The organism is Pseudomonas sp. FBCC-B1667, assembly GCF_059133255.1.
The window spans coordinates 72,732-95,664 of sequence record NZ_CP101437.1 but is presented as its reverse complement, the minus strand read 5'-3'; the positions used below and the strand labels follow the sequence as shown (position 1 = coordinate 95,664).

The following is a 22,933-nucleotide window of genomic DNA, read 5'->3' as shown; positions in this document are numbered from 1 at the left end:
TCTGACACCGCCTGCAAACCCTCCGGAACGAGCTGACATCGGTATCCAAGGTGGATATTTAGAGTTTTACCTCTTTTCTAAAGGGGTAACCTTGATGACGGCACAACACAAATTTCGCGCACAAAACCTGGCATTGGCCATTGCGCTCGCGTTGGGTTGCAGTGAATTTTCATTTGCCCAGCAGACCTCCATCGATATCGCGCGGGCGGTTGAAACGCCCGACGAGCGCGTCGCGGCGCTGGAAGCCTTTATCAACGCTCCCGATACCATCAAGAACCCGATCAGTAAGACAGCGGATGGTGTCAATCGCAAATTCGGCGAAGCAAATGACCTGGTCACGGTGACTGGCCGTGCAAGCATTACCGGCCTCATTGATGGAGGCGGAGGCATCAACTTCCTGCAACTCGATACCGCAAACGGTGGCAAATTAGGCGAAAGTCGCAACTTCGCAGGGTTGGAGCTCAAACGTAACACCTGGACATTGAACGGTTCCGGCGACTTTGATTCCGGTGTGTTGGTACGTTCCAAGGCAACACTTGTCAATGATGGACACATCATGGGAGATGCATTGACCCAAGGCACCCTTATCAACACTGGCCTGATTGGCGGCGACGCGGCGGTTCAATCAGGTGGCATCCTGAACAACTCGGGAACTGTCGCAGGTAACGTCGTCGTAGATGAAGAAGGGCTTTTTGCTGGCAATGGCCGAATCGGAGCGTTACAGGTAAACGGAAAACTGTCCGTCGACAAAATGCACGGAGCCCCGAAAGTGTCAGGCGACCTGACGCTTTCCAGAACGGCCGAACTGACGTACGAGGTCGATGCAGTCCGCAAAAGTGAAACGATCTTAGTCGGTGGCATTGCCAATCTGGGTGGCGCCACGCTGAACATCGATGCCGCGCCGGGCGATTACCCGCTGATCAGCGCAAACACCATTCTGGTTGCCGACAAAGTTGAAGGGAAGTTTGGCAACGTCATCAACAACCTTGCCTTTATGACACCCGAGGTGGATTACGCAGATAAACAAGTCGATCTCATCTTCACCCGTAACGCAGTACCTATCGAGAGCCTCGCCATTACCGAAAACGGACGCGGGGTCAGTCAAAGCATCCAGGAACCGGTTGAAGCGCCGCAGACCAGTACACCCGCCGACACAGCAGCTGCCTCTACCCCTCCAATTGCCGCAGCGCCAAAACCATCCAGCCCTGCAAGCTACGCCGTCGCAGCCCTGCTCGGCAGTGACAAAACCACCGCGTCCCATGCCATTGAACAGCTGGCTGCAGCCAACAATGCCAACCTTGCCAAGGCGACGCTGAACAGTGACAGTCCAATCAGTGCAACCATGCTCTCGGCGATGCGCCAGATAGGTAGCGCACCAACATTCGGCAACCAAAGAAGCGCACCGCGCACAGCCTCTGGCAGTGAAAACAACGGCAGAGTCTGGCTGCAAGCGTTGGGCCACGGCGGAATACTGGATCGCGAATACGATGCGCTGAAATACTCGACACAAGGTCTGGTTCTTGGCGCAGATTGGGGGGTCGATGAGCAATGGCGCATCGGTGTGCTGGGTGGGAAATCCGAAACCCGACTGGACAGCGACGGCCTCGACGGCGGTCTCGACAGCTGGCACATGGGTGCCTATGCCTTGCGCCAGAACGGCCCCGCGTCGGTGCGTCTTGGTGCGACCTACAGCAATCACGACGGAAACACCAAACGCCGGGTGGCCTTCAACGGTTTCAGTGACCGCCCCGAAGGCCGTTACGACGCTAACACCCAGCAAGCCTTTGCGGAATTCAGTTACAACCTGGGACGCGCCAACGTCAGCTTCGAACCGTTCGCCAGCCTTGGTTATCAACGGTATCAGCGCGACGGTTATACCGAGAAAGGCGGCGCCGCTAAGCTAAAAGTCCACGGCCAAACACAGAGCAACATGAACAGCACATTCGGCTTGCGACTGGCGAAATTCAACACTCTCGATAACGGCATGCGGCTCACACCGAGATTCTCAGCTGGCTGGAAACACACATACGGCGACGTCTACAGCGATACCCGTCAACGACTTCTAACGGGCGGGAAAGACTTCACTGTTTCCGGTGCGTCACTGGATCGCGACAGCCTGCTGGTCGATGCAGGTCTGGATCTCGGTTTGTCAGCCAGACACACGCTTGGCATTGGGCTGAATGGTGAGTTCGGCACCGACAGCCGAAACCATGGTGTAACAGGCCAGTGGCGGATGGCGTTCTGATCAACGACTGATACAGCACAGGCACTGTGGGAGTGGAAAATCGGGCGAAAAAAAGGGGAGCACATGCCCCCCCGAGGTTTAAAGCGTTGTATCGAGGCTGTTAAATCAGCCTTCGATCTCGATCAGGATTTCGCCCGGATTCACCCGGTCGCCCTTGGCTACGTGGATGGCGGTGACTTTGCCGGCGATGGCCGATTGGACTTCAGTTTCCATCTTCATCGCTTCGGTGATCAGCACGGCTTGCCCTGCTTTCACAGCGTCGCCTTCCTTGACCAGCACATCGACGATGTTGCCCGGCATGGTGGTGCTGACATGGCCCGGCGCGGTGGCTTGCTTACGCTTGCTGCTGCCGCCGCTGACGAATTCGTTGAGCGGTTCGAATACCACTTCTTCCGGCATGCCGTCGATGGACAGGTAGAAGTGACGCTTGCCTTCGGCCTTGACGCCGACACCGGTGATGTCGACGCGGTAGGTTTCGCCGTGGACGTCGATGACGAACTCGGTCGGCACGCCTTCGCCACCGGCCGAGGCCACGCCACCGGCTTCAGGAATCGGCAGGAGTACTTCAGGTGTCAGGGTGCCGGCAGCGCGTTCTTCGAGGAACTTGCGACCGATGTCCGGGAACATGGCGTAGGTCAGCACGTCTTCTTCGGACTTGGCCACAGCGCCAATTTCAGCACGCAGTTTGGTCATTTCCGGCTTGAGCAGGTCAGCCGGACGCACGTCGATCACTTCTTCGCTGCCGATGGCCTGGCGACGCAGTTGTTCGTTCACAGTACCCGGCGCCTTGCCGTAACCGCCTTGCAGGTAGAGCTTCACTTCATTGGTGATGGTCTTGTAGCGTTCGCCAGCCAACACGTTGAAGAATGCCTGGGTACCCACGATTTGCGAGGTCGGGGTTACCAGCGGCGGGAAGCCGAGGTCTTCACGAACGCGCGGGATTTCAGCGAGCACTTCGCTCATGCGGTTCAGTGCGCCCTGCTCTTTCAACTGGTTGGCCAGGTTGGAAATCATCCCGCCGGGTACCTGGTTGACTTGGACACGGGTGTCGACGGCGGTGAATTCGCTTTCAAACTGGTGGTACTTCTTGCGCACGGCGTAGAAGTACAGGCCGATCTCTTGCAGCAGTTCCAGGTTCAGGCCAGTGTCGAACTCGGTGCCTTTAAGGGCAGCAACCATCGACTCGGTGCCCGGGTGACTGGTGCCCGAAGCGAAGCTGGAGATTGCGGTGTCAATGTGGTCGGCGCCGTTTTCGATGGCTTTGAGCTGGCACATGGTGGCCATGCCAGAGGTGTCGTGCGAGTGAATGAACACTGGCAGCGACTGTTCGGCTTTCAACGCCCGTACCAGTTCGCCGGTCGCGTATGGCGTCAGCAGACCGGCCATGTCCTTGATCGCCACCGAATCGCAACCCATGGCTTCCATTTGCTTGGCTTGTGCCACGAACGCCTCGATGGTGTGCACCGGGCTGGTGGTGTAAGCGATGGTGCCCTGGGCATGTTTGCCGGCTGCCTTCACCGCTTCGATGGCAACACGCAGGTTACGCACGTCGTTCATGGCGTCGAAGATGCGGAACACGTCGATACCGTTGACCGCGGCCTTGGCGACGAAGGCTTTGACCACGTCGTCGCTGTAATGGCGGTAGCCCAGCAGGTTCTGGCCACGCAGCAGCATTTGCAGACGCGTGTTAGGCAACGCCGCGCGCAGTTGGCGCAGACGCTCCCACGGGTCTTCTTTCAGGAAGCGTACGCAGGCGTCAAAGGTTGCGCCGCCCCAGCATTCCAGCGACCAGTAGCCGACTTTGTCGAGCTTGTCGCAGATCGGCAGCATGTCTTCGGTGCGCATGCGGGTGGCGAGCAGCGATTGGTGGGCGTCGCGCAGGATGGTGTCGGTTACATGAATCTTCTTGGACATTATTTTATTCCTCACAGGCCTGCGTGGGCGGCGATGGCGGCGGCGATGGCCAGGGCCAGCTCTTCGGGTTTGCGCTTGATCGAGTAGTTGGTCAGTTCAGGGTGGCTTTCAACGAAGCTGGTGTTGAACTGGCCGCTACGGAATTCCGGGTTACGCAGGATTTCCTGGTAGTACGCGGCGGTGGTCTTGACCCCTTGCAGGCGCATGTCGTCGAGGGCGCGCAAGCCACGGTCCATCGCCTCTTCCCAGGTCAGCGCCCACACCACCAGTTTCAGGCACATCGAATCGTAGAACGGTGGAATGGTGTAACCGGTGTAGATCGCCGTGTCAGTCCGCACGCCGGGGCCACCGGGCGCGTAGTAACGGGTGATCTTGCCGAAGCTTGGCAGGAAGTTGTTTTTCGGGTCTTCGGCGTTGATCCGGAACTGCAACGCGAAACCGCGGTGCTGAATGTCTTCCTGTTTCACCGAAAGCGGCAGGCCGGACGCAATGCGGATCTGCTCACGCACGATGTCGATGCCGGTGATTTCTTCGGTGATGGTGTGTTCCACCTGCACTCGGGTGTTCATCTCCATGAAGTACACCTCGCCCTCGGCGAGCAGGAACTCCACGGTGCCGGCGTTCTCGTAACCCACGGCCTTGGCGGCACGCACCGACAGGTCGCCGATGTAGGCACGCTGTTCCGGGGTCAGTTGCGGGCTCGGGGCGATCTCGATCAGTTTCTGGTTGCGGCGCTGGATCGAGCAATCACGCTCGAACAAGTGCACCACATTGCCAAAGCTGTCGCCGAGAATCTGCGCTTCGATGTGCTTTGGATTGACGATGCATTTTTCCAGGAACACTTCTGCCGAACCGAATGCCTTCGTGGCTTCCGAAATTACGCGAGGGAAAGCCTGTTCGAGCTCTTCGCGGCTGTCGCAGCGACGGATACCGCGACCACCACCACCGGAGGTTGCCTTAAGCATCACCGGGTAACCGATTCGGTCGCCTTCGACCAAGGCCTCGGCGATGTCGGCAACATTGCCTTCGGTACCCGGCGTGACCGGCACGCCGGCCTTGATCATGCTGCGGCGGGCTTCGGTCTTGTCGCCCATGCGGCGTATGACCTCAGCCGAGGGACCAATGAACTTGATGCCGCGCTCTGCGCAGATATCAGCCAGCTCAGCGTTTTCCGAGAGGAATCCGTAGCCAGGATGCAACGCATCACAACCGGTCTCCACGGCCAGGTTCACCAGTTTTCGCGCATTCAGGTAACCGGCCAGTGGCTCGGCACCGATGCTGTGGGCCTCGTCCGCGCGCTTCACATGCAGGGCATGACGGTCGGCGTCGGAATAGATCGCGACCGAGCGAATGCCCATCTCGGCGCAGGCACGCACGATTCGTACGGCAATCTCACCACGGTTGGCGATCAGGATCTTTTTTATCACTTTTGGAGGTTCCCTTGAGCCGGTGGTAACCACGACCTGCTAGACCAGATCGACGCGTGACCAAATGTTTCAATTTGGTCGCAGGCCCACACTAGACCTCGTAAGGGATTAACAAAAATGAATAATTATTGGGTCAGGCATAAGTAAAGACTTATAGTCGCAGCACCAGCCCGTGCCGAGAGCGACTAGATAATGCGTAAGTCATTGATGCGTATGACATTGCGTCAATTGCAGATTTTCAATGAAGTCTGTGATTTGCGGTCCTACAGCCGGGCAGCCGACGAAATGTCGCTCACACAACCGGCCGTGAGCCTACAGATCAGGCAACTTGAAGAGCTGATTGGTCAGCCCTTGTTCGATTACGTCGGCAAAAAACTCTACATGACTGAGGCCGCCGAAGCACTCCAGCGCGCTAGCCGAGACATTTTCGGGCGCCTGGAAAACCTCGACATGCAGCTTTCGGACATGCAGGGATCATTGCAAGGGCAGTTAAAACTGGCGGTGGAGTCCAGCGCCAAGTATTTCGTCCCGCACCTGTTCGCTGCCTTCAAGCGCCAGCATCCCGAGGTCAATCTGCAACTGACGGTCGTTAATCGGGGGCAAGTGATTCGACGCCTGTCAGATAATCGCGATGACCTGGTCATCATGTCGATGGTGCCGCAGGACATGGGGCTGGAGTTCCTGCCGTTCCTCAACAACCCGATTGTCGCGGTGGCACCACCGGATCATCCGCTGTGCCACATGGGGCCGCTGCGCCTGCAAGACCTTGAGCCCTACACCCTGCTGATGCGCGAATCCGGTTCCGGGACGCGACTGGCCTGCGAAGAGTATTTCAAGGAAAAGCGCGTGCACTTCAACCAGACCCAGGAGGTCTCGTCAGCCGAAGCTCAGCGAGAATGTGTACTAGCGGGTCTGGGCGTAGCGCTGTTGACGCGTCACGCCCTGAACCTTGAGTTGGCGACCGGCGGCTTGATTGAATTGCCGGTCGAAGAACTGCCGCTCTACCGCAGCTGGTGTCTGGTGCAAGCCAAGGCAAAAAGGCTGTCACCCGTGGCGCACGCATTCCTTGCGTTTATCCGTAGCGAGCGGGTGCAGATCAGCGCGCTGGTTGAGCGTTTCGACGGGAAGCTGTCGGTGCCGCCTGCCAGTAGTTGAGTTCCAGCTCGGGGAAATCACCAATCTCGGCCAGTAGTTGGCGGCGTTCGCAGCGATCTTCGATGGCGCGACGGAATTCCATGCGGCGTTGATCTTCTTGCTGACGACGGGTTTTGGCGGCGCTGTTGCGTTCTTCGTAGGGCTGGGCCATTTCGAGTCTCCCAAGGCGATTACGGGAGTTTCAAGATAGGCGCGGGGGATGACGGTTTGGCGGCGGGCGGGTTACAAAGAGATGAAGGTTACTTTGTGGCGAGGGGGCTTGTCGGGACGCCGCATCGCCCCGTTCGGCTGCGCAGCAGTCGCGAAATCTGTGGGCTGCTGCGCGACCCAATGGGGGCGAGCCCCCTCGCCACAATTCCAGCAGCATCAATCATCCAGCGCTTTCACCGACTTGGGCGACAGCCGCAAGCTGCGAAGGCTGCGTTTGACGCTCTTGAGGTGATTGACCAGGCTAGGTCCGCGCGCCATGGCCACGCCCATCGCCAACACGTCGATCACCACCAGGTGAGCGATACGCGAGGTCAGCGGGGTGTAGATTTCGGTGTCTTCGTGCACATCGATCGCCAGGTTGACGGTCGACAGCTCGGCCAGCGGCGTCTGGCTTGGGCACAAGGTGATCAGCGAGGCGCCACTTTCACGCACCAGGTTGGCCGTGATTAGCAGATCCTTGGAGCGCCCGGACTGGGAAATGCAGATCGCCACATCGGTCGGCTTCAACGTCACGGCCGACATCGCTTGCATGTGTGGGTCGGAGTACGCCGCAGCGGTCAGCAGCAAACGGAAAAATTTGTGCTGGGCATCGGCTGCCACGGCGCCCGATGCGCCAAAGCCATAGAACTCGACCCGCTGGGCCTGGGACATCAACGAGACCGCCCGCTGCAACTCCACCGGATCGAGCTTCTCGCGAACTTCCATCAAGGTATGCAGGGTGGTATCGAAGATTTTCAGGCTGTAGTCGGCAACGGAATCGTCTTCATGGATCGCAAACTGGCCGAAGCTCGCACCGGCTGCCAGGCTTTGCGCCAGCTTCAGTTTCAGATCCTGAAAACCGGAACAGCCGATGGCGCGACAGAAGCGCACGATGGTTGGCTCGCTGATGCCCACGCTGTGGGCCAGGTCGGCCATGGAGCTGTGCATCACCGCCGCAGGATCAAGCAGCACGTGGTCGGCGACCTTGAGCTCCGACTTGCGTAAAAGGTGGCGTGACTGGGCGATGTGTTGCAGCAGATTCAAAGGGCTGGACTCTTTGTTATTGGCGGTTGCCGGGGATGTAGCAAGCTTGTAGTTATACTACAAGAATTGGCTTTTTGCCTGCTCAATGCGTAACTCGATGTCCCCATTCCACGCCTCATACGCTCCATGTAGCCCCTACGAGGGGGTCGCTTCCTTTTGTAACAGCTTGGCCAGTTCATCAGCCTCAACGGGCCGACTGATCAAATAACCCTGAACTTCATCGCAACACTCGGCTTTCAAAAACGCCAGTTGCTCCTGCCGCTCCACGCCTTCGGCCACCACTTTGAGCGACAAACCATGCGCCATCGCAATGATCGCCCGGGTAATGGCCGCATCCACAGTGCCCTCTCCTAGCCCGCGGATAAACGCCTGATCGATCTTCACGTAGTCCACCGGAATACGTTTGAGGTAGCTCAGGGACGAATATCCGGTGCCGAAATCGTCAATCGCCAGCTTCACCCCCAGATCACGCAGTTGTTGGAACGTCGCGATGATGTGCTCGACGCTGTCCAGCAACTGGCTTTCGGTGAGCTCCAGTTCCAGGTAATGCGGCGCCAGGCCGGTTTCTTCCAACACTTGACGCACCAGGCTGACCAGCTTGCCCTGACGTAATTGATGCACCGACAGGTTGACCGACACCCGGATCGGTTCCAGCCCCTGCCGCTGCCATTCGCAGGCTTGCCAACAGGCTTGGCGCAAAACGAATTCGCCGATCGGGCCGATCAGCCCGGTTTCCTCGGCCATACCGATAAAGTCGCTTGGCGGCACCCGCCCCATGGTCGGATGATCCCAGCGCACCAGCGCTTCCGCTGCGTTCAGCCGGCCCGTGGCGAGGCAGAGCTTGGGTTGGTAAAAGACTTTCAGCTGCTTTTCTTCGATGGCTTTGCGCAGCTGGTTTTCCAGCTGCAAGCGCTCCAGAGTGCTGGCTTGCAGGCTTTCGGTATAAAACTGGAAATTGTCGCCGCCCAAGTGTTTGGCGTGCTGCATGGCCATGTTCGACTGACTGACCAACGCGGAAATTTCCCGTGCGTTGTCCGGCAACATGCTGATGCCCATGGACGCACTGATGACCAGTTCATGGCCATCGACGGAGACCGGCAATCGCAACTTGGTCGACAACCGCGTGGCCACCCGCGCCAGGCTCGACAGGTTGCCGTAGGTATCAAACAGCACCGCAAACTCGTCGCCGGAAAGCCTGGCGATCGTGTCGGCCTCTGGCAGAGCATTGACCAGACGCCGGGACATTTTCTGCAGCAGTTGGTCGGCGACGTCATGACCGAGGCTGTCATTGAGCAGTTTGAAACGGTCCAGATTGATGTGCAGCAACGCCAGGCTACGCCCGCCCTGACGCACCCGCTGATGGGCCTCGCGCAACCGTTCGCGGAACAACGAGCGATTTGCCAGGCCCGTCAGTTCGTCATAGTGGGTCAAGTAGCGCATGCGCTCTTCGGATTCGCGGCGGGCCGACAGATCGGCGAAGAAGCCGACTATATGGCTGACATTTCCTCGGTTATCGCGCACTGCGTTCAGTTGAAGCCATTGCGGATAGAGCTCGCCGTTTTTACGGGTCTCGACCAGTTCGCCTTGCCAGGTCCCGTGCTGCGCCAGCGCCTGATGGATAGCGCCGTAGTGGCGGCGCGCATCGCGACTGCACGGTAGCTCGACGACGTTGCGGCCCAGCATGTCGTCGATGTCATAACCGGTGACTCGACTAAAGGCTTGATTGACCGCGATCAAGGCATAATCGGGATCGAAAATTACGATGCCTTCGCTGGCGGCTTCGAATACGGTTGCGGCCAGTTGGCGCTGTTCTTCCTGGCTTTTGCTTGCGCTGATGTCGCGACGGGTGCCGACCATGCGGATCACCCGCCCCGTTTTACTGCGCTCGACGGCACGGCCGCGGTCCTCGATCCAGACCCAATGACCCTCCGCATGCCGCACGCGATATTCGATCTGATAGTCCTCGGTTCGGCCTTTCAAATGTTCGACTAAAGCGCGCTTCAGCGCCGGCACGTCTTCGGGGTGCAACCGCGGGCGAAGGTGGCGAAGCATGGCTGTTACGTATTCTGGCGCGAGGCCGAACAATTCCTGGATCTGCGTGTGATGGACTTCGTCGGTTTGCAGGTTCCAGTCCCACAATCCCAGTTCGCTGGCCTTCAACGCCAATGCCAGCCGCGCTTCACTCTTGCTCAGGGCCTGGTTGGCGACGTCGAGCTCCAGGCTGCGCTGGGCGACACGGTTTTCCAGCTCGACCTGGGCTTCACGCAGTTTTTCTTCGGCGCATCGACGGTGATCGATCTCTTTGGCTAACTCGTGATTGAGCTGGTCGCCGCAGCTTTGCGCTTGCTGCAAATGCTCGATCAACGCCTGGTTCTGGAAACGGCGCAGCAATCCGCTGTCGATCAGTCGATTGACCTGCCAGGCAATCACGCTGAGCGCGCCCAACAAAATCAAGCCGAACCAGCCCCAGCCATGATCCTGCGCGTCGCCGCCCCAGAATAAATAGGCGATGGCAGGCAACAGGCAGGGCAAGGTAAAAGACAGGAACGCCGGCAGGCTGACCGCGTAGGCGACGCTGGCAGAAAGGGCGGCGGCACCGATCAGGCCGAATACCCAGGCTTGCTGCATGAAGTTGTCGGCGGGCACCAACGCAATACCGGCTCCGGCGAGGGTTAGGCCAGTGAGCCCGGAGCCGAGCAAGAACATACGGCGCCAGATCGGATGCGCCTGACGGTTGGGAATCGCCGAATCGAAGGCCGCGACTTGAATCACCCGCAACGCCACCAGCGACAACAGCCACACCAGCCAGACGCTGACCAGAAAATAGCGCTGCGGGCTCCAGAGCAAACCGGCGCAGACCAGACCATTGAGCAACATGAATAACGTAGGCAACAGCGACCCCTGATAAAGCAGGCGCGTGCGTTCGACCGCCATTTCCATGGCGTACTGCTTGCGGATAACCCGCGGCTCCACCGTGGGGCCCGACAGGTCGGTGCTGAGGGTCATAGGCAATGTTCTTGTTCTTATAATGATGAGCATGAGCCCGAAACGTCGACGGAGCATACACAAGCCAATGCCCTTACCAAACTGCCCCGGATCATAAATTCGACAATATTTGCGCCGCCCTTGGCCCCGTCAAAACCCTTGGAGCGCGGCCCGCCAACGCCTGCGGCCAGTGACTGACCGGTCGTCCTCCATGTATCTTTCATCGGCTAATGCAAAGCTCGGTTTGCCCGGTGTGACGGCGCACCCTAGAATGCCCCGATGCGCGATGATCTCTCCCTTCTGCTGAACTCCCTCAACGATGCCCAACGCCAGGCCGTAGCTGCCCGCGTGGGTCGTCAGTTGGTCCTGGCCGGTGCTGGTTCCGGTAAAACCCGAGTGCTGGTGCACCGTATTGCCTGGTTGATCCAGGTCGAGAACGCCTCGCCCCACTCGATCCTGTCGGTGACTTTCACCAACAAGGCTGCGGCCGAGATGCGTCAGCGCATCGAACAGCTGATGGGGCTCAACCCTGCCGGCATGTGGGTCGGCACCTTCCACGGCCTGGCGCACCGTTTGCTGCGGGCGCATTGGCAGGAAGCCGGGCTGAGCCAGACTTTCCAGATTCTCGACAGTGACGACCAGCAACGCTTGGTCAAGCGGGTGATCCGCGAGCTGGGACTGGACGAACAACGCTGGCCGGCCCGTCAGGCCCAGTGGTTTATCAATGGACAGAAAGACGAAGGTCTGCGTCCGCAACACATTCAAGCCAGTGGCGATATGTTCCTGGCGACCATGCGCAGCATTTATGAGGCCTACGAGGCTGCCTGCCTGCGCGCCGGCGTGATCGATTTCTCTGAGTTGCTATTACGCGCCCTCGATTTGTGGCGCGACCACCCGGGTTTGCTGGCTCATTATCAGAAACGCTTCCGCCACATCCTGGTGGACGAGTTTCAGGACACCAACGCCGTGCAGTACGCCTGGTTGCGTCTGCTGGCCAAGGGCGGTGACAGCCTGATGGTGGTCGGCGACGACGATCAGTCGATTTATGGCTGGCGCGGCGCGAAGATCGAGAACATTTATCAGTATTCCGATGATTTCCCGGATGCCGAGACCATTCGCCTGGAGCAGAACTACCGCTCCACCGCCGGGATCCTCAAGGCTGCCAACGCCCTGATCGCCAACAATACCGGACGCATGGGCAAAGAGCTCTGGACCGATGGCGGTGAAGGCGAAGCGATCAACCTGTACGCCGCGTTCAACGAACACGACGAAGCGCGCTATGTGGTGGAAACCATTGAGAGCGCGCTGAAAACCGGCTTGGCGCGCAGCGATATCGCGATTTTGTACCGCTCCAACGCCCAATCGCGCGTTTTGGAAGAAGCCCTGCTGCGTGAACGCATTCCATACCGCATTTATGGCGGCCAGCGCTTCTTCGAGCGGGCAGAAATCAAGAACGCCATGGCTTACCTGCGCTTGCTGGAAGGCCGTGGCAACGATGCGGCGCTGGAGCGGGTAATCAACGTCCCGGCCCGTGGAATCGGCGAGAAAACCGTCGAAGCCATCCGCGGCCACGCCCGTCACAGCGATGTGTCGATGTGGGAAGCCATGCGCCAGCTGGTAGCCAATAAAGGCCTGACCGGTCGCGCTGCCGGCGCGCTCGGTGCCTTTATCGAGTTGATCGAGAACCTCGCGGCCAAGTGCATGGAGATGCCACTGCACTTGATGACCCAGACGGTCATCGAGCAGTCCGGGCTGATCGCCTATCACCAGGCGGAAAAAGGCGAGAAAGGCCAGGCTCGAGTTGAAAACCTTGAGGAACTGGTCAGCGCCGCGCGCAACTTCGAAAACGCCGAAGAAGACGAAGACCTGACGCCATTGGCGGCATTCCTCGGCCATGCGTCGCTGGAGGCCGGGGATACTCAGGCCGAAGAGCACGAAGACAGCATTCAGCTGATGACCTTGCACAGCGCCAAGGGCCTGGAGTTTCCTTACGTGTTCCTGGTGGGCATGGAAGAAGGCCTGTTCCCGCACAAGATGAGCCTGGAAGAACCCGGCCGTCTTGAGGAAGAACGCCGCCTGGCTTACGTCGGTATCACCCGTGCGATGCAGAATCTGGTGATGACCTATGCTGAAACCCGACGCCTGTACGGCAGCGAAACCTACAACAAGGTCTCGCGTTTCGTACGGGAAGTGCCGAAAGGCCTGATCCAGGAAGTGCGGTTGTCGAACAGTGTCAGCCGTCCTTTCGGCGGCAACCAGTCGATGAGCGGCAGCAATCTATTCAGCGGCAGCGAGATTCCTGAAACCGGCTTCAGCCTGGGTCAGACTGTACGGCACTCGATCTTTGGTGACGGGGTGATCCTCAACTTCGAGGGTTCCGGTGCCCAGGCGCGAGTGCAGGTGAACTTCAGCGAAGGTAGCAAGTGGCTGATGCTGGGTTACGCGAAGCTGGAAGCGATCTAATAGCTTTTCTGTGGGAGCGAGACTGCTCGCTCCCACAGGGTTTGTACTTCAACCCCACCCCAGCAGGTTGATCTGACAAAGGCGTTAAATAATGGGCTCAGGCTTCTTTTCTTCCTGGACGTTCTGGGCCCTGATGTCGGCGGCGTTTGCCGCCATGACCGCGATCTTCGCCAAAGTCGGCATCGAAAACGTCAATTCCGACTTCGCCACTCTACTGCGCACCGTAGTGGTATTGGTCAGCCTGGCCTTGATTTTGTTCGCCACGGGCCAATATCAGTCATTAGGATCGATCTCGGCAAAGAGCTACCTGTTCTTGCTGCTGTCGGGACTGGCCACCGGTGCCTCGTGGATCTGCTACTTCCGCGCGCTGAAACTGGGGCCGGCCTCGCTGGTCGCTCCGGTGGACAAGCTCAGTGTGGTGTTTGTGGCGGTGCTCGGCGTGATCCTGCTGGGCGAAAAACTCGACCTGCGCCAATGGGGCGGGATCGGCCTGATCACGGCCGGTGTGGTCATGCTGGCGCTGCGACGCTAAGCATCCTTCCTACAGAAGCTATCCACTCGTCCTACGGACCGAAATCAAAAGGCCTTATTGCGCTGACTAAAGCTGAACACAACCTGTCAGGCAAAAGCCCGAAACACTCTGCCGCTAGCCAGTAACACTTCAGCTGTGCAACATGGCGCGCGTGCCATCCACAAATGGGATTACCCTTTATGAAACGTTTTCTTAGCATCGCCATGGCGTTGTGCATCGGCCTGACGATGAGCCTCGACGCCAACGCCAAGCGCTTTGGTGGCGGCAAAAGCGTCGGCGCTGCGCCGACCCACCAGACCAGCCAAATGGCGCCTTCTTCTCCAGGCATGGGCGGCGCTGCGGCGACCGCTGGTGCTGCCGGTGCCGCGGGCGCTGCGGCCAAGGCCGGCGGTGCTTCGCGCTGGCTAGGCCCTCTGGCCGGCATCGCGGCCGGTGGCCTGCTGGCCTCCATGTTCATGGGCGGCGGCTTCCAGGGCATGCAGATCTTCGACATCCTGATCATGGCGGTCATCGCCTTCCTGATCTTCCGCTTCATCGCCGCTCGTCGTCGCAAGCAACAGGAGCACATGGCTCCAGCCGGCCACGCGCCAATGCAGCGTGAAGTGTTCGACCAGCAGCCTGCTGGCGGTTCGATCTTCGGCGGCTCGGCTGCACCGGTTGCCGCTCGTCCGGTCATCAATGCGCCGGCCTGGTTCAATGAAAAGAACTTCATTGAAGCGGCCCGCAACCACTTCCAGTCCTTGCAGCAGCATTGGGACGCCAACGAAATGGACAAGATTGCCGAGTTCGTGACCCCGCAAATGCTCGAGTTCCTCAAGCGGGAACGCGCGGACCTGGGCGACGGTTTCCAGTCCACCTACATTGATAACCTCAATGTTCAACTGGACGGCGTGGATGATCGTGCCGACAAGACCATCGCCACCCTGACCTTCAGCGGCGTGTCGAAGACTTCACGTTTCGACCAGGGCGAAGTGTTCAGCGAAAGCTGGAACATGGAACGTCCACAGGGCGAAAACCAGCCTTGGTTGGTAGCCGGTATCCGCCAGAACGGCTGATCCCCAGGCGTTAAGCATGTTGTAATAAAAACCCCAGCCTCGGCTGGGGTTTTCTATTTCGCGGTTGCATCTATAGCGAGCTACTGTATAAACCGCCCCAACTAAACCGCGCCATCAAGCAAGAGGATCCCGGACGTGGAAGAAATCATCGAACAACTGCGTGAAGCCAACGAACCGGTACCGGTCCCCTTGGAGCTGCCCGACGAAGACCAGATCGTGGAAATCGAAGAACAACTGTTCATCGACATTCCATTCGTCTTCAGAGAATTTTTGCTGACCGTCAGCGACGTGGTCTACGGCAGCCTGGAACCGGTGACTGTCACCGACCCGCAATCCCATACCTACCTGCCAGACGTTGCCGCCAACGCCTGGGACGCTGGCGTCGACCGCAGCATGATCCCGATTTGCCAGGACGGTGATGACTATTATCTCGTCGAAGAAGACGGCACCGTGGTGCTGTGGCAAGCCGAAGAAGAACTGATCGCCGAAGAAACCTGGGAATCGGTGTGGCACTGGGCGCGGGACGTCTGGCTGGAAAGCTGAGATTCGACTCTGTAGCAGCAGCTACACGTCTCAGTGACTTGATGCATCATTGTGGTTGTCCAGAGTTTCAAGCAAGGCTACCTGCATCCGCGTATGCACGCGGATGAACCAGCGCCAGAGCACTGCTGCCACGGTGGCGGCGACCACGATGATCAGCACCAGCAACTTGTTGGTCGGCAGAATACTGGCTGACAACGCTGCCAGTAGCAGGAAAATCACCAGCAGCGAGAGGATCGGAATCACTTCGGCGATCACCCGACGCACTCGCTGCGTGTGGCGCCCGGCCATTTCCGGCTTCACGCCCATCTCGGCCAACAGCAGGGACAGCGCCTTGAGCTTGCGATAGGCGGCGATCAGGAACGGTAGCGACACCAGCAACGCCCCGCCCCAGATCAATGCTTTCTGCCAACTCGGGTCACTGATCCAGTCTTGCAGATAGGCGGACATGCGCTCGGCGAAGAATGCCCCCGAGAAGAAAATCGCAATCACCAACGCCAGATTGACCCCCACCTGCAACAGAATCCGCCGGATCATCGACGCCAGCAGCGCGCCCTCGCCCTGCGGCTGAATACTGCGCAGCCATTCGCCGTACATCCCCAACACCCGGCCCAACCGTTGCGGCATCACCGCGGCCAGCTTGATCGACAGCGGATCGGCCGCGCGGATCAGGTACGGTGTCAGCAACGTGGTGATCACCGAAACAGCCACAGCGACCGGATAGAGGAAGTTGCTGGTGACCTGCAGCGTCATGCCCAACGCGGCAATGATGAAAGAAAATTCTCCGATCTGCGAAAGCCCCATCCCCACGCGCAGTGAGGTGCGTCCGTCATTACCGGCAATAAACGCCCCGAGGCCGCAGGACAGCATCTTTCCAAGCACCACCGCCACAGTAATGACTGCAATCGGCCAGGCGTATTGCAGCAGGATCATCGGGTCCAGCATCAGGCCGATGGCGACGAAGAAGATGGCGCTGAACAAGTCGCGAACCGGTTCGATCAGGCGCTCTATTTTCAATAGTTGCCGAGACTCGGCCATGATCGCGCCAATCAAAAACGCACCGAGCACCATGCTGTATTCCAGCTTTACCACCAGCAGGCAGAAACCGAAACACAGCCCCAGCACGGTGATTAGCAGCATTTCGTTGCTGTCGAATTTGGCCACGTAAGCCAGCAGCCTCGGCACCAGCAAAATCCCGATAACCAACGCGACAATCATAAACAGCGAGAGCTTGCCGACCGTGGAAAACACGTCACCGGAACTGACCGTGCCGCTGACGGCGATGCTCGACAGCAACGCAATGATGCCGATGCCCAGGATGTCTTCGACGATCAGCACCCCGAAGATCAACTGCGCGAAACGCTCGTTCTTCATCTTCAGGTCGTTGAGTGCCTTGACGATGATGGTGGTCGAGGAAATCGCCAGGATCGCGCCGAGGAACAGCGAATCCATGGTGTTCCAGTCAAACCAGCGACCGATCTCGTAGCCAATCCAGATCATCAGCACAATTTCGAGGAACGCCGCGATAAATGCCGTGGCACCGACCTTGAATAACTTGCGAAGGCTGAATTCGAGGCCGAGGCAGAACATCAGGAAGATCACCCCGAGCTCCGCGAGGGTCTTGATGGTTTCTTCGTCGTGGATCAGACCGAACGGCGGCGTGTGCGGGCCGATGATGAAACCCGCGACGATGTAGCCCAGCACCACGGGCTGCTTGAAGCGATGGAACAGCACGGTCACCACGCCCGCGATCAACATGATCACTGCCAAGTCCTGAATAAAACTGATGGCATGCATGGCGTGTGCTCCTTGAGGGGGGACTTTTGGAGGTTAACACCGGGACTTGCGCCGCAAAGGCGGTGCAATATATGGAAACAGATCGAAACGGGCGTGACGGCAGCCACCTGCCCGGCGTCCCGATAACTGTTGGTTTTGAAAAGCTGACAAGGCACCCGCAGAGGTGCACCCCTGAAACTCTGCCTTGAACCGTGAGAACGCTATGGAACCCGGAAACGCACAACTGTCGATGACGGTATTGATGACCCCCGACATGGCCAACTTCTCTGGCAATGTCCACGGCGGCACTTTGCTCAAGTACCTCGACGAAGTCGCGTACGCATGCGCCAGCCGTTATGCCGGCCGCTACGTGGTGACGCTGTCGGTGGACCAGGTGATTTTCCGCGAGCCGATTCATGTCGGCGAACTGGTGACCTTTCTGGCTTCGGTCAATTACACCGGCAACACCTCCATGGAGGTGGGCATCAAGGTGGTGACCGAGAACATCCGCGAGCGCTCGGTGCGCCACACCAACAGTTGCTTTTTCACCATGGTCGCGGTGGATGACGACCGCAAACCGGCTGTTGTCCCGCCACTGCAACCGCAGAACAGCGAAGACAAACGCCGCTTCATGCAGGCACAGCAGCGCCGGCAGATTCGTCAGGAGCTGGAAAAACGCTATCAGGAAATCAAGGGAGATGCCTGAGGTCTGTGACCGGTTTAGATAGCCATCGCAAGCAGGCTCGCTCCCACATCAATGTAGGAGTGAGCCTGTTCGCGATGAGGTCAACGCGGAATCAGAGACTGATCGCCGTCGCCTCAAACCGCACCCGCGGATGCGCAATCCGGTCCTGTGCCCGCACCAGCTCCAGCTCATAGCTGGCGCAGGCCTGAGTCTCCAGCAGCACTTCATGCACCGCTGCCGCCGTAAACTCGAACGCTGCAACCAGACTGTCACCCAACAACACCCGCGCCAGGAACAGCCCGGACGTCAGGTCGCCCACGCCCACCGGCTGACGCGGAAACGCCAGCAGCGGGCGACGCAGGTGCCAGCTGCCCTCGGCGGTTACCAGCAACATCTCAAAGCCATCCGCCAGTTTGCCGGGATAGTCCAGATGCTTGACCAGTACCGCCTTCGGCCCGCGCGCCAACAGCGCTCGCGCCATGGCCAGGCAATCGAACAGCGACTGCGGCTTGCGTCCAGAGAAACTGTCCAGTTCCAACTGGTTCGGGCACATGAAGTCAGCCACCGACGCCGCTTCTTCCAGCAGGAAATCGCTGACTTCGGCCGGAACGCTACAGCCTTTCTCCGGATGGCCCATCACCGGGTCGCATAAATACAGCGCCTTGGGATTCATCGACTTGATGCGTGCCACGCCGGTCAGGATCGCCCGGCCCTGAGCCGCACTGCCCAGGTAACCCGACAGCACCGCATCGCAGTTGCCCAGTTCGCCAATCGCGGCAATGCCTTCGACCAATTCAGGGATCTGGTGCGGCGCCAGCACTTCACCCGTCCACTGGCCATACTGGGTGTGGTTGGAGAACTGGACGGTGTTGAGCGGCCAGACATTTACCCCGACCCGTTGCATCGGGAAAACCGCGGCGCTGTTGCCAGCGTGGCCGAACACCACGTGGGACTGAATGGCGAGCAGATGGGGCGTACGTTTCATGCGGTGGGTTTTCCGTAAAACGATTGAAAGTCGAGCCGCGCAGTATGCGACGAAACGCAGCCTGTACGACAGACCGGCGACGCAGTTAAGCTGACACCATCTAGTTGGAGCAACCTGTTCATGCTGACCCTCGGAAATATCTTCGTGCTGATGCTGCTCGCCACCGGTGGCGCGTGGTTGTGGCACAACCACGGCTTGCGCGAGCGCGCGCTGGAGCGGGTCAAACAGCATTGTGCCAAGCTTGGCATCGAGTTGCTGGACGGCAACGTGGCCCTGAAAAAGATTGCGTTCATCAAAGACGCCAACGGCCGGCGCCGTCTGGCCCGCGTCTATAACTTTGAATTCACCGTGACCGGCGAAACCCGCCACAACGGCACCATCACCCAATTCGGTGCCCACAGCGCGCAGATCGAACTGGCGCCCTACCCGATGCCGTTCGACGACACGCCTGCGGTCGTGGATGTAGTGAAACCCCGCGCCGAGGTGATCGAATTGAGCCAGTGGCGGCAAGAACACACCAAGTGGCGCCCTTAACCCGACCGACAGTCGGCCAGAGCGCTTTGCAGTGAATCGACCTCCTGCGGCTCGCTGAAAATCAGCTCTATCCGCGAATCCTGGCGCCATTCGCTGGGCTTCCATTCCAGTGCCAAGTTATCCAGCGCATTGGCCGACACCCAACCGTCGACGCTGTGGATAACCAGCTTGGCCCGCCGAAAGGACAGGCCTTCAAGCCATTGACCGATGCGCGTCACGTCGAACTTCTGACTCGGGTGCCAACGCCAGCCGATGCTCCAGCCACCCTCCTGTTCCTGACTCAAGCAAATCGGCAGCACCGGATCGGTCCAGACGGCCGGCAGCTGCGCCAGCCCCTTGGGCACCACGAAGTTATCCACACCCGTTTCAGCGCGAGTCTGGAGCCCCGGCAAGTGGCGCAATGGCAATTCAGCGTGCTGTGTCCAGTACAGAGGACGAGGCAGTAATCGCACAGCGATTCGCTGGCGATCATCGACGTCGAGATTTTCTGCCTTGTTCAACACCAACAACCCGGCGCGGTTCAATGTCTCCTGTTGCGCCGAAGGTAGCGGTTTGCCAGCCGCGAGTGCTTGGGCATCCAGCACCAGTACGCAAGGTTGTACCGCCAGTACACCGACCCACGGTGCCTCACTCAACTGTTCAAGCAAGCGGGCCGGATGTCCAAGACCGGAGGGTTCGATGAACAAGCGATCCGGCTTTGCCTTGCGCAGCAAGCGCCCGAGCCCGATCTGAAACGGCGCACCATTGACGCAACACAAACAGCCGCCGGCCACTTCACCCAGTGCGATACCATCGGCATCCGAGGTCAGCAGTGCAGCGTCAAGGCCGATCTGCCCGAATTCGTTGATCAGCACCGCCCAGCGCTCGCCGACCGGCCGCTGTGTCAACAGGTGCTTGATCAGACTGGTTTTGCCGGCGCCCAAAGGGCCCGCAATGACGTGAGTTGGAATGTTCTGCAACATGGTCGGCATATTCTGGGGAGTTAAAAGATGCGGTGGATGGGATTGTCGTTGCTGCTGGCGCTGTGTTCCGGCGAGGTGCTTGCACAAGCGTGCGTGGTACATACCACATCCGCAAGATTGGACGTAAAAGTCTGCCAGCAAAACCGCAATATCCCGGAAAAGCTCTTCGCCGACGGCTTCTGCCAGCCGAACCTGGCCGGGCAGACAGTTGACGTGCAGTACGTTGATCAATGCCCAACCGGCGCATTCGGGGTATGCAGCAATGCTCAAGTCGCCAATATGCCTTACCGGCAGGACATTCACTATTACGGCGTGGCCACCGATGCGGCGTATTTGAAGCCGTTTTGCGAAGCGCAGAGCCAGGGTAACTGGCTCACGCCTTGAGGCGTAAGCCGAGCCAATCGAAGGTCAGCCAGCCCCTGCAGATCGGGTTCGGCGTCATCGCTGGGCAATTACAGGACCAGAGACTCGGCCAAGGGCGCGTTCAGCGACAGCAGCCACTGGCCAAAATCGACGATATGCGCCGGGAGCTGGCGCTGCCAAAGGGCGAGATTTACCTCATCATCGAGGATTCTGGCCAGCGTTTGCGGCGTTTCGCCTTGGACGGCAGGAGCGACCGAAGGCCGCTTCAGACTCGGCGCCAACATCAAGCTGCAGCCTCTTCGTGCCACGGGCCAAACGGGTCTGGCAGCAATCGCCAGCCTTCCATGCCCAAGGCCATTTCAGCCTCCGTCAGCAGGCAATCATCGAGTTCGGCAGTGAGTTGCGCGAAGTCGATGTTCTGGCCGATGAACACCAATTCCTGGCGGCAATCGCCAGTGACGGCGGTCCAGTTGCCCATGATCCCCGCCGTGCTTTCTTCGTCCTGCGGCCACTGGGTTTTCGGCACAAACCGCCACCAGCGCCCAGCGAACCCATGCCGCATCAAGCCACCCGCCTGGGACCAACTGCCGGCGTCCATGGGTTTGCTGGCCAGCCAGAAAAAACCTTTGGAGCGCAGCAGTTTCCCATTCACCCAAGGGCGGTCGATAAAGCTGAAAAAGCGTTGCGGATGAAAGGGCCGGCGGGCCCGGTAAGCGGTCGAGGCGATGCCATATTCTTCGGTTTCCGGCACGTGCTCGCCGCGCAATTCCTGTAACCAGCCCGGCGCCTGAGCGGCTTTTTCAAAGTCGAAGCGACCAGTATTGAGGATTTTTTCCAACGGTACTTCGCCCATGACCATCGGGATGATGTCTGCCTGCGCGTTGAGGCGTTGAAGGATGGCAATCAGCTCTTCGCGTTCGCTGCAGCTGATCAGGTCGATCTTGCTGATCAGGATGACGTCGGCAAATTCGATCTGCTCGATCAACAGATCGGTGATCGAGCGCTCATCCTCTTCACCCAACGTTTCGCCACGGGACGCGAGGCTTTCGGCGGCCTGATAGTCGAGCAGGAAGTTCATGCCATCCACCACGGTGACCATGGTGTCGAGCCGCGCTATATCGGCCAGACTTTGCCCTTGTTCATCGCGGAACGTGAAGGTTTCCGCCACGGGCAGCGGTTCGGAAATACCGGTGGATTCGATCAACAGGTAGTCGAAACGCCCGTCCCTGGCGAGTTTGCTGACTTCTTCGAGCAGGTCTTCGCGCAAGGTGCAGCAAATGCAGCCGTTGCTCATTTCGATGAGCTTCTCTTCGGCGCGGTTCAGGCTGACATCACGCTGGACTTCGCTGCCATCGATGTTGATCTCGCTCATGTCGTTGACGATGACGGCGACCCGCAAGTTGTCGCGGTTGCGCAGGACGTAGTTGAGCAGCGTACTTTTTCCGGCACCTAGAAAGCCCGACAGGACAGTCACGGGAAGGCGATTGGGCATCAGGTATTCCTCTCAAGGATGCCCGGTCGCAGTGTCGGGCTCGACTTGATGTTATAGTATAACAATGCAATCAAGCCACTGCCTCTTGCCCATGATGACAAAGCGTCCGATGCTGAAGGCCATTCAGTCCGCGAGAAATCTCATGCGTAATGCCCTGAAACTGGCGCTTATAAGTATTTCGCTAGTGATGGCATCACAGGCCTGGGCGCAGATTCCGAGCTTGGCCCAGTGCACCCGTAGCGCCAATCTGCTGGCCTGTGTGGATGTCGACGGCAATGCCTATAGCGTCAACACCGTCGGCAGCACGATCTATCTGCGCGGCTTCGAAATGGCGGGCAAGCGCTACTGGGCACAGACCAACAGCCGCTATGGGCAACTGACCTTTTTCACCGGCATCGCTTCCGACGGCGAGGCCTGGGTTGGCTACAACCGTCGGGTGGGCTGGACCACCATCAATCGCTTTTCCAGCTCCGGCGGCAGCAGCGCCAAATTCGTCTGCAACCGAATGACCGGCTGCTAGACCTGCGCTTGTTGCCAGGCGATGTAGCTGTTGGCAGGCGGATTCTTCTGAAAATAGCGCTGCAACC

General features: G+C 59.0%; 19 protein-coding genes and 1 pseudogene. 10 read left to right on the top strand and 10 right to left on the bottom strand.

The window, feature by feature from the left end:
• Positions 1 to 94 precede the first annotated feature (94 nt).
• A complete protein-coding gene (locus tag NL116_RS00430; RefSeq protein WP_494375564.1) occupies positions 95 to 2,245 on the top strand; it encodes an autotransporter outer membrane beta-barrel domain-containing protein in 2,151 nt (716 codons plus the stop codon).
• A gap of 105 nt (positions 2,246 to 2,350) precedes the next feature.
• Here NL116_RS00430 and oadA read toward each other — a convergent pair whose 3' ends face one another.
• Together oadA and NL116_RS00420 are read right to left on the bottom strand one after the other, a co-directional pair.
• The gene (oadA, locus tag NL116_RS00425; protein WP_494375563.1) at positions 2,351 to 4,159 is read right to left on the bottom strand and encodes a sodium-extruding oxaloacetate decarboxylase subunit alpha; all 1,809 of its coding nucleotides are present in this window, start codon (positions 4,157 to 4,159) and stop codon (positions 2,351 to 2,353) included.
• 11 nt (positions 4,160 to 4,170) lie between these two features.
• Entirely contained in the window at positions 4,171 to 5,586 is a 1,416-nt protein-coding gene (locus NL116_RS00420) for an acetyl-CoA carboxylase biotin carboxylase subunit (protein ID WP_046030798.1), read from the bottom strand.
• Between the two features lie 192 nt (positions 5,587 to 5,778).
• Here NL116_RS00420 and NL116_RS00415 point away from each other — a divergent pair, with 192 nt between their 5' ends.
• Positions 5,779 to 6,741, top strand: coding sequence for a LysR family transcriptional regulator (locus tag NL116_RS00415; RefSeq protein WP_007896524.1), 963 nt, complete (start codon positions 5,779 to 5,781; stop codon positions 6,739 to 6,741).
• Here NL116_RS00415 and NL116_RS00410 read toward each other — a convergent pair.
• From NL116_RS00410 to NL116_RS00400, 3 genes are all read right to left on the bottom strand, one after another.
• Positions 6,683 to 6,892 carry a PA3496 family putative envelope integrity protein gene (locus NL116_RS00410; protein WP_494375562.1) on the bottom strand — a complete coding sequence of 70 codons (210 nt, stop codon included), beginning with the start codon at positions 6,890 to 6,892 and terminating at the stop codon, positions 6,683 to 6,685. The genes NL116_RS00415 and NL116_RS00410 overlap by 59 nt on opposite strands.
• A gap of 215 nt (positions 6,893 to 7,107) precedes the next feature.
• Positions 7,108 to 7,974, bottom strand: coding sequence for a transcriptional regulator HexR (hexR, locus tag NL116_RS00405; RefSeq protein WP_008027445.1), 867 nt, complete (start codon positions 7,972 to 7,974; stop codon positions 7,108 to 7,110).
• Between the two features lie 135 nt (positions 7,975 to 8,109).
• Positions 8,110 to 10,980, bottom strand: a complete 2,871-nt coding sequence (locus tag NL116_RS00400; protein WP_494375561.1) for an EAL domain-containing protein — start codon at positions 10,978 to 10,980, stop codon at positions 8,110 to 8,112.
• Positions 10,981 to 11,238: 258 nt separating this feature from the next.
• Here NL116_RS00400 and uvrD point away from each other — a divergent pair, with 258 nt between their 5' ends.
• The 4 genes from uvrD (at position 11,239) to NL116_RS00380 (ending at position 15,552) form a co-directional block, all read left to right on the top strand.
• The gene (gene uvrD, locus NL116_RS00395; protein ID WP_494375560.1) at positions 11,239 to 13,422 is read left to right on the top strand and encodes a DNA helicase II; all 2,184 of its coding nucleotides are present in this window, start codon (positions 11,239 to 11,241) and stop codon (positions 13,420 to 13,422) included.
• 91 nt (positions 13,423 to 13,513) lie between these two features.
• On the top strand, positions 13,514 to 13,954 hold the full coding sequence (locus tag NL116_RS00390; protein WP_494375559.1) for an EamA family transporter: 441 nt from the start codon (positions 13,514 to 13,516) through the stop codon (positions 13,952 to 13,954).
• A gap of 179 nt (positions 13,955 to 14,133) precedes the next feature.
• Positions 14,134 to 15,009: a Tim44 domain-containing protein gene (locus NL116_RS00385; protein ID WP_483841597.1), complete on the top strand. Its 876-nt coding sequence runs from the start codon at positions 14,134 to 14,136 to the stop codon at positions 15,007 to 15,009.
• Positions 15,010 to 15,144: 135 nt separating this feature from the next.
• Positions 15,145 to 15,552, top strand: coding sequence for an SMI1/KNR4 family protein (locus NL116_RS00380; protein WP_007943369.1), 408 nt, complete (start codon positions 15,145 to 15,147; stop codon positions 15,550 to 15,552).
• Positions 15,553 to 15,582: 30 nt separating this feature from the next.
• Here NL116_RS00380 and NL116_RS00375 read toward each other — a convergent pair whose 3' ends face one another.
• A complete protein-coding gene (locus tag NL116_RS00375; protein ID WP_494375558.1) occupies positions 15,583 to 17,346 on the bottom strand; it encodes a cation:proton antiporter in 1,764 nt (587 codons plus the stop codon).
• Positions 17,347 to 17,548: 202 nt separating this feature from the next.
• Between NL116_RS00375 and NL116_RS00370 the strand changes: the two genes are divergently transcribed.
• Entirely contained in the window at positions 17,549 to 18,031 is a 483-nt protein-coding gene (locus tag NL116_RS00370; RefSeq protein ID WP_123433184.1) for an acyl-CoA thioesterase, read from the top strand.
• A gap of 91 nt (positions 18,032 to 18,122) precedes the next feature.
• Here NL116_RS00370 and pdxY read toward each other — a convergent pair whose 3' ends face one another.
• Positions 18,123 to 18,995: a pyridoxal kinase PdxY gene (gene pdxY / locus NL116_RS00365; RefSeq protein ID WP_494375557.1), complete on the bottom strand. Its 873-nt coding sequence runs from the start codon at positions 18,993 to 18,995 to the stop codon at positions 18,123 to 18,125.
• A gap of 120 nt (positions 18,996 to 19,115) precedes the next feature.
• Here pdxY and NL116_RS00360 point away from each other — a divergent pair, with 120 nt between their 5' ends.
• Complete coding sequence (locus tag NL116_RS00360; RefSeq protein ID WP_123433186.1) at positions 19,116 to 19,529, top strand: DUF3301 domain-containing protein; 414 nt, start codon at positions 19,116 to 19,118, stop codon at positions 19,527 to 19,529.
• On the opposite strand, the gene NL116_RS00355 is transcribed toward NL116_RS00360, so the two are convergent.
• Positions 19,526 to 20,491 carry a CobW family GTP-binding protein gene (locus NL116_RS00355; protein WP_494375556.1) on the bottom strand — a complete coding sequence of 322 codons (966 nt, stop codon included), beginning with the start codon at positions 20,489 to 20,491 and terminating at the stop codon, positions 19,526 to 19,528. The genes NL116_RS00360 and NL116_RS00355 overlap by 4 nt on opposite strands.
• A 27-nt stretch (positions 20,492 to 20,518) precedes the next feature.
• On the opposite strand from NL116_RS00355, the gene NL116_RS00350 reads away from it, so the two are divergent.
• Positions 20,519 to 20,875, top strand: a complete 357-nt coding sequence (locus NL116_RS00350; protein ID WP_494375555.1) for an NADH:ubiquinone oxidoreductase — start codon at positions 20,519 to 20,521, stop codon at positions 20,873 to 20,875.
• 71 nt (positions 20,876 to 20,946) lie between these two features.
• Here the strand turns inward: NL116_RS00350 and NL116_RS00345 are convergent.
• Together NL116_RS00345 and zigA are read right to left on the bottom strand one after the other, a co-directional pair.
• A pseudogene (locus NL116_RS00345) lies at positions 20,947 to 21,138 on the bottom strand (DUF1826 domain-containing protein); the annotation flags it as partial.
• Entirely contained in the window at positions 21,138 to 22,346 is a 1,209-nt protein-coding gene (gene zigA / locus NL116_RS00340) for a zinc metallochaperone GTPase ZigA (protein ID WP_494375554.1), read from the bottom strand. The pseudogene NL116_RS00345 and the gene zigA, both read right to left, overlap by 1 nt.
• A gap of 142 nt (positions 22,347 to 22,488) precedes the next feature.
• On the opposite strand from zigA, the gene NL116_RS00335 reads away from it, so the two are divergent.
• A complete protein-coding gene (locus NL116_RS00335; protein WP_494375553.1) occupies positions 22,489 to 22,866 on the top strand; it encodes a glutamine synthetase in 378 nt (125 codons plus the stop codon).
• Positions 22,867 to 22,933: the final 67 nt, after the last annotated feature.

What these genes read in the sequence shown, in the direction of transcription:
- NL116_RS00430 (WP_494375564.1), top strand. Translation starts at nt 95, where the DNA reads ATGACGGCACAACACAAATTTCGCGCACAAAACCTGGCATTGGCCATT.
- oadA (WP_494375563.1), bottom strand. Translation starts at nt 4,159, where the DNA reads ATGTCCAAGAAGATTCATGTAACCGACACCATCCTGCGCGACGCCCAC.
- NL116_RS00415 (WP_007896524.1), top strand. Translation starts at nt 5,779, where the DNA reads ATGCGTAAGTCATTGATGCGTATGACATTGCGTCAATTGCAGATTTTC.
- NL116_RS00410 (WP_494375562.1), bottom strand. Translation starts at nt 6,892, where the DNA reads ATGGCCCAGCCCTACGAAGAACGCAACAGCGCCGCCAAAACCCGTCGT.
- NL116_RS00400 (WP_494375561.1), bottom strand. Translation starts at nt 10,980, where the DNA reads ATGACCCTCAGCACCGACCTGTCGGGCCCCACGGTGGAGCCGCGGGTT.
- uvrD (WP_494375560.1), top strand. Translation starts at nt 11,239, where the DNA reads ATGCGCGATGATCTCTCCCTTCTGCTGAACTCCCTCAACGATGCCCAA.
- NL116_RS00390 (WP_494375559.1), top strand. Translation starts at nt 13,514, where the DNA reads ATGGGCTCAGGCTTCTTTTCTTCCTGGACGTTCTGGGCCCTGATGTCG.
- NL116_RS00385 (WP_483841597.1), top strand. Translation starts at nt 14,134, where the DNA reads ATGAAACGTTTTCTTAGCATCGCCATGGCGTTGTGCATCGGCCTGACG.
- NL116_RS00375 (WP_494375558.1), bottom strand. Translation starts at nt 17,346, where the DNA reads ATGCATGCCATCAGTTTTATTCAGGACTTGGCAGTGATCATGTTGATC.
- NL116_RS00370 (WP_123433184.1), top strand. Translation starts at nt 17,549, where the DNA reads ATGGAACCCGGAAACGCACAACTGTCGATGACGGTATTGATGACCCCC.
- pdxY (WP_494375557.1), bottom strand. Translation starts at nt 18,995, where the DNA reads ATGAAACGTACGCCCCATCTGCTCGCCATTCAGTCCCACGTGGTGTTC.
- NL116_RS00360 (WP_123433186.1), top strand. Translation starts at nt 19,116, where the DNA reads ATGCTGACCCTCGGAAATATCTTCGTGCTGATGCTGCTCGCCACCGGT.
- NL116_RS00355 (WP_494375556.1), bottom strand. Translation starts at nt 20,491, where the DNA reads ATGTTGCAGAACATTCCAACTCACGTCATTGCGGGCCCTTTGGGCGCC.
- NL116_RS00350 (WP_494375555.1), top strand. Translation starts at nt 20,519, where the DNA reads ATGCGGTGGATGGGATTGTCGTTGCTGCTGGCGCTGTGTTCCGGCGAG.
- zigA (WP_494375554.1), bottom strand. Translation starts at nt 22,346, where the DNA reads ATGCCCAATCGCCTTCCCGTGACTGTCCTGTCGGGCTTTCTAGGTGCC.
- NL116_RS00335 (WP_494375553.1), top strand. Translation starts at nt 22,489, where the DNA reads ATGCGTAATGCCCTGAAACTGGCGCTTATAAGTATTTCGCTAGTGATG.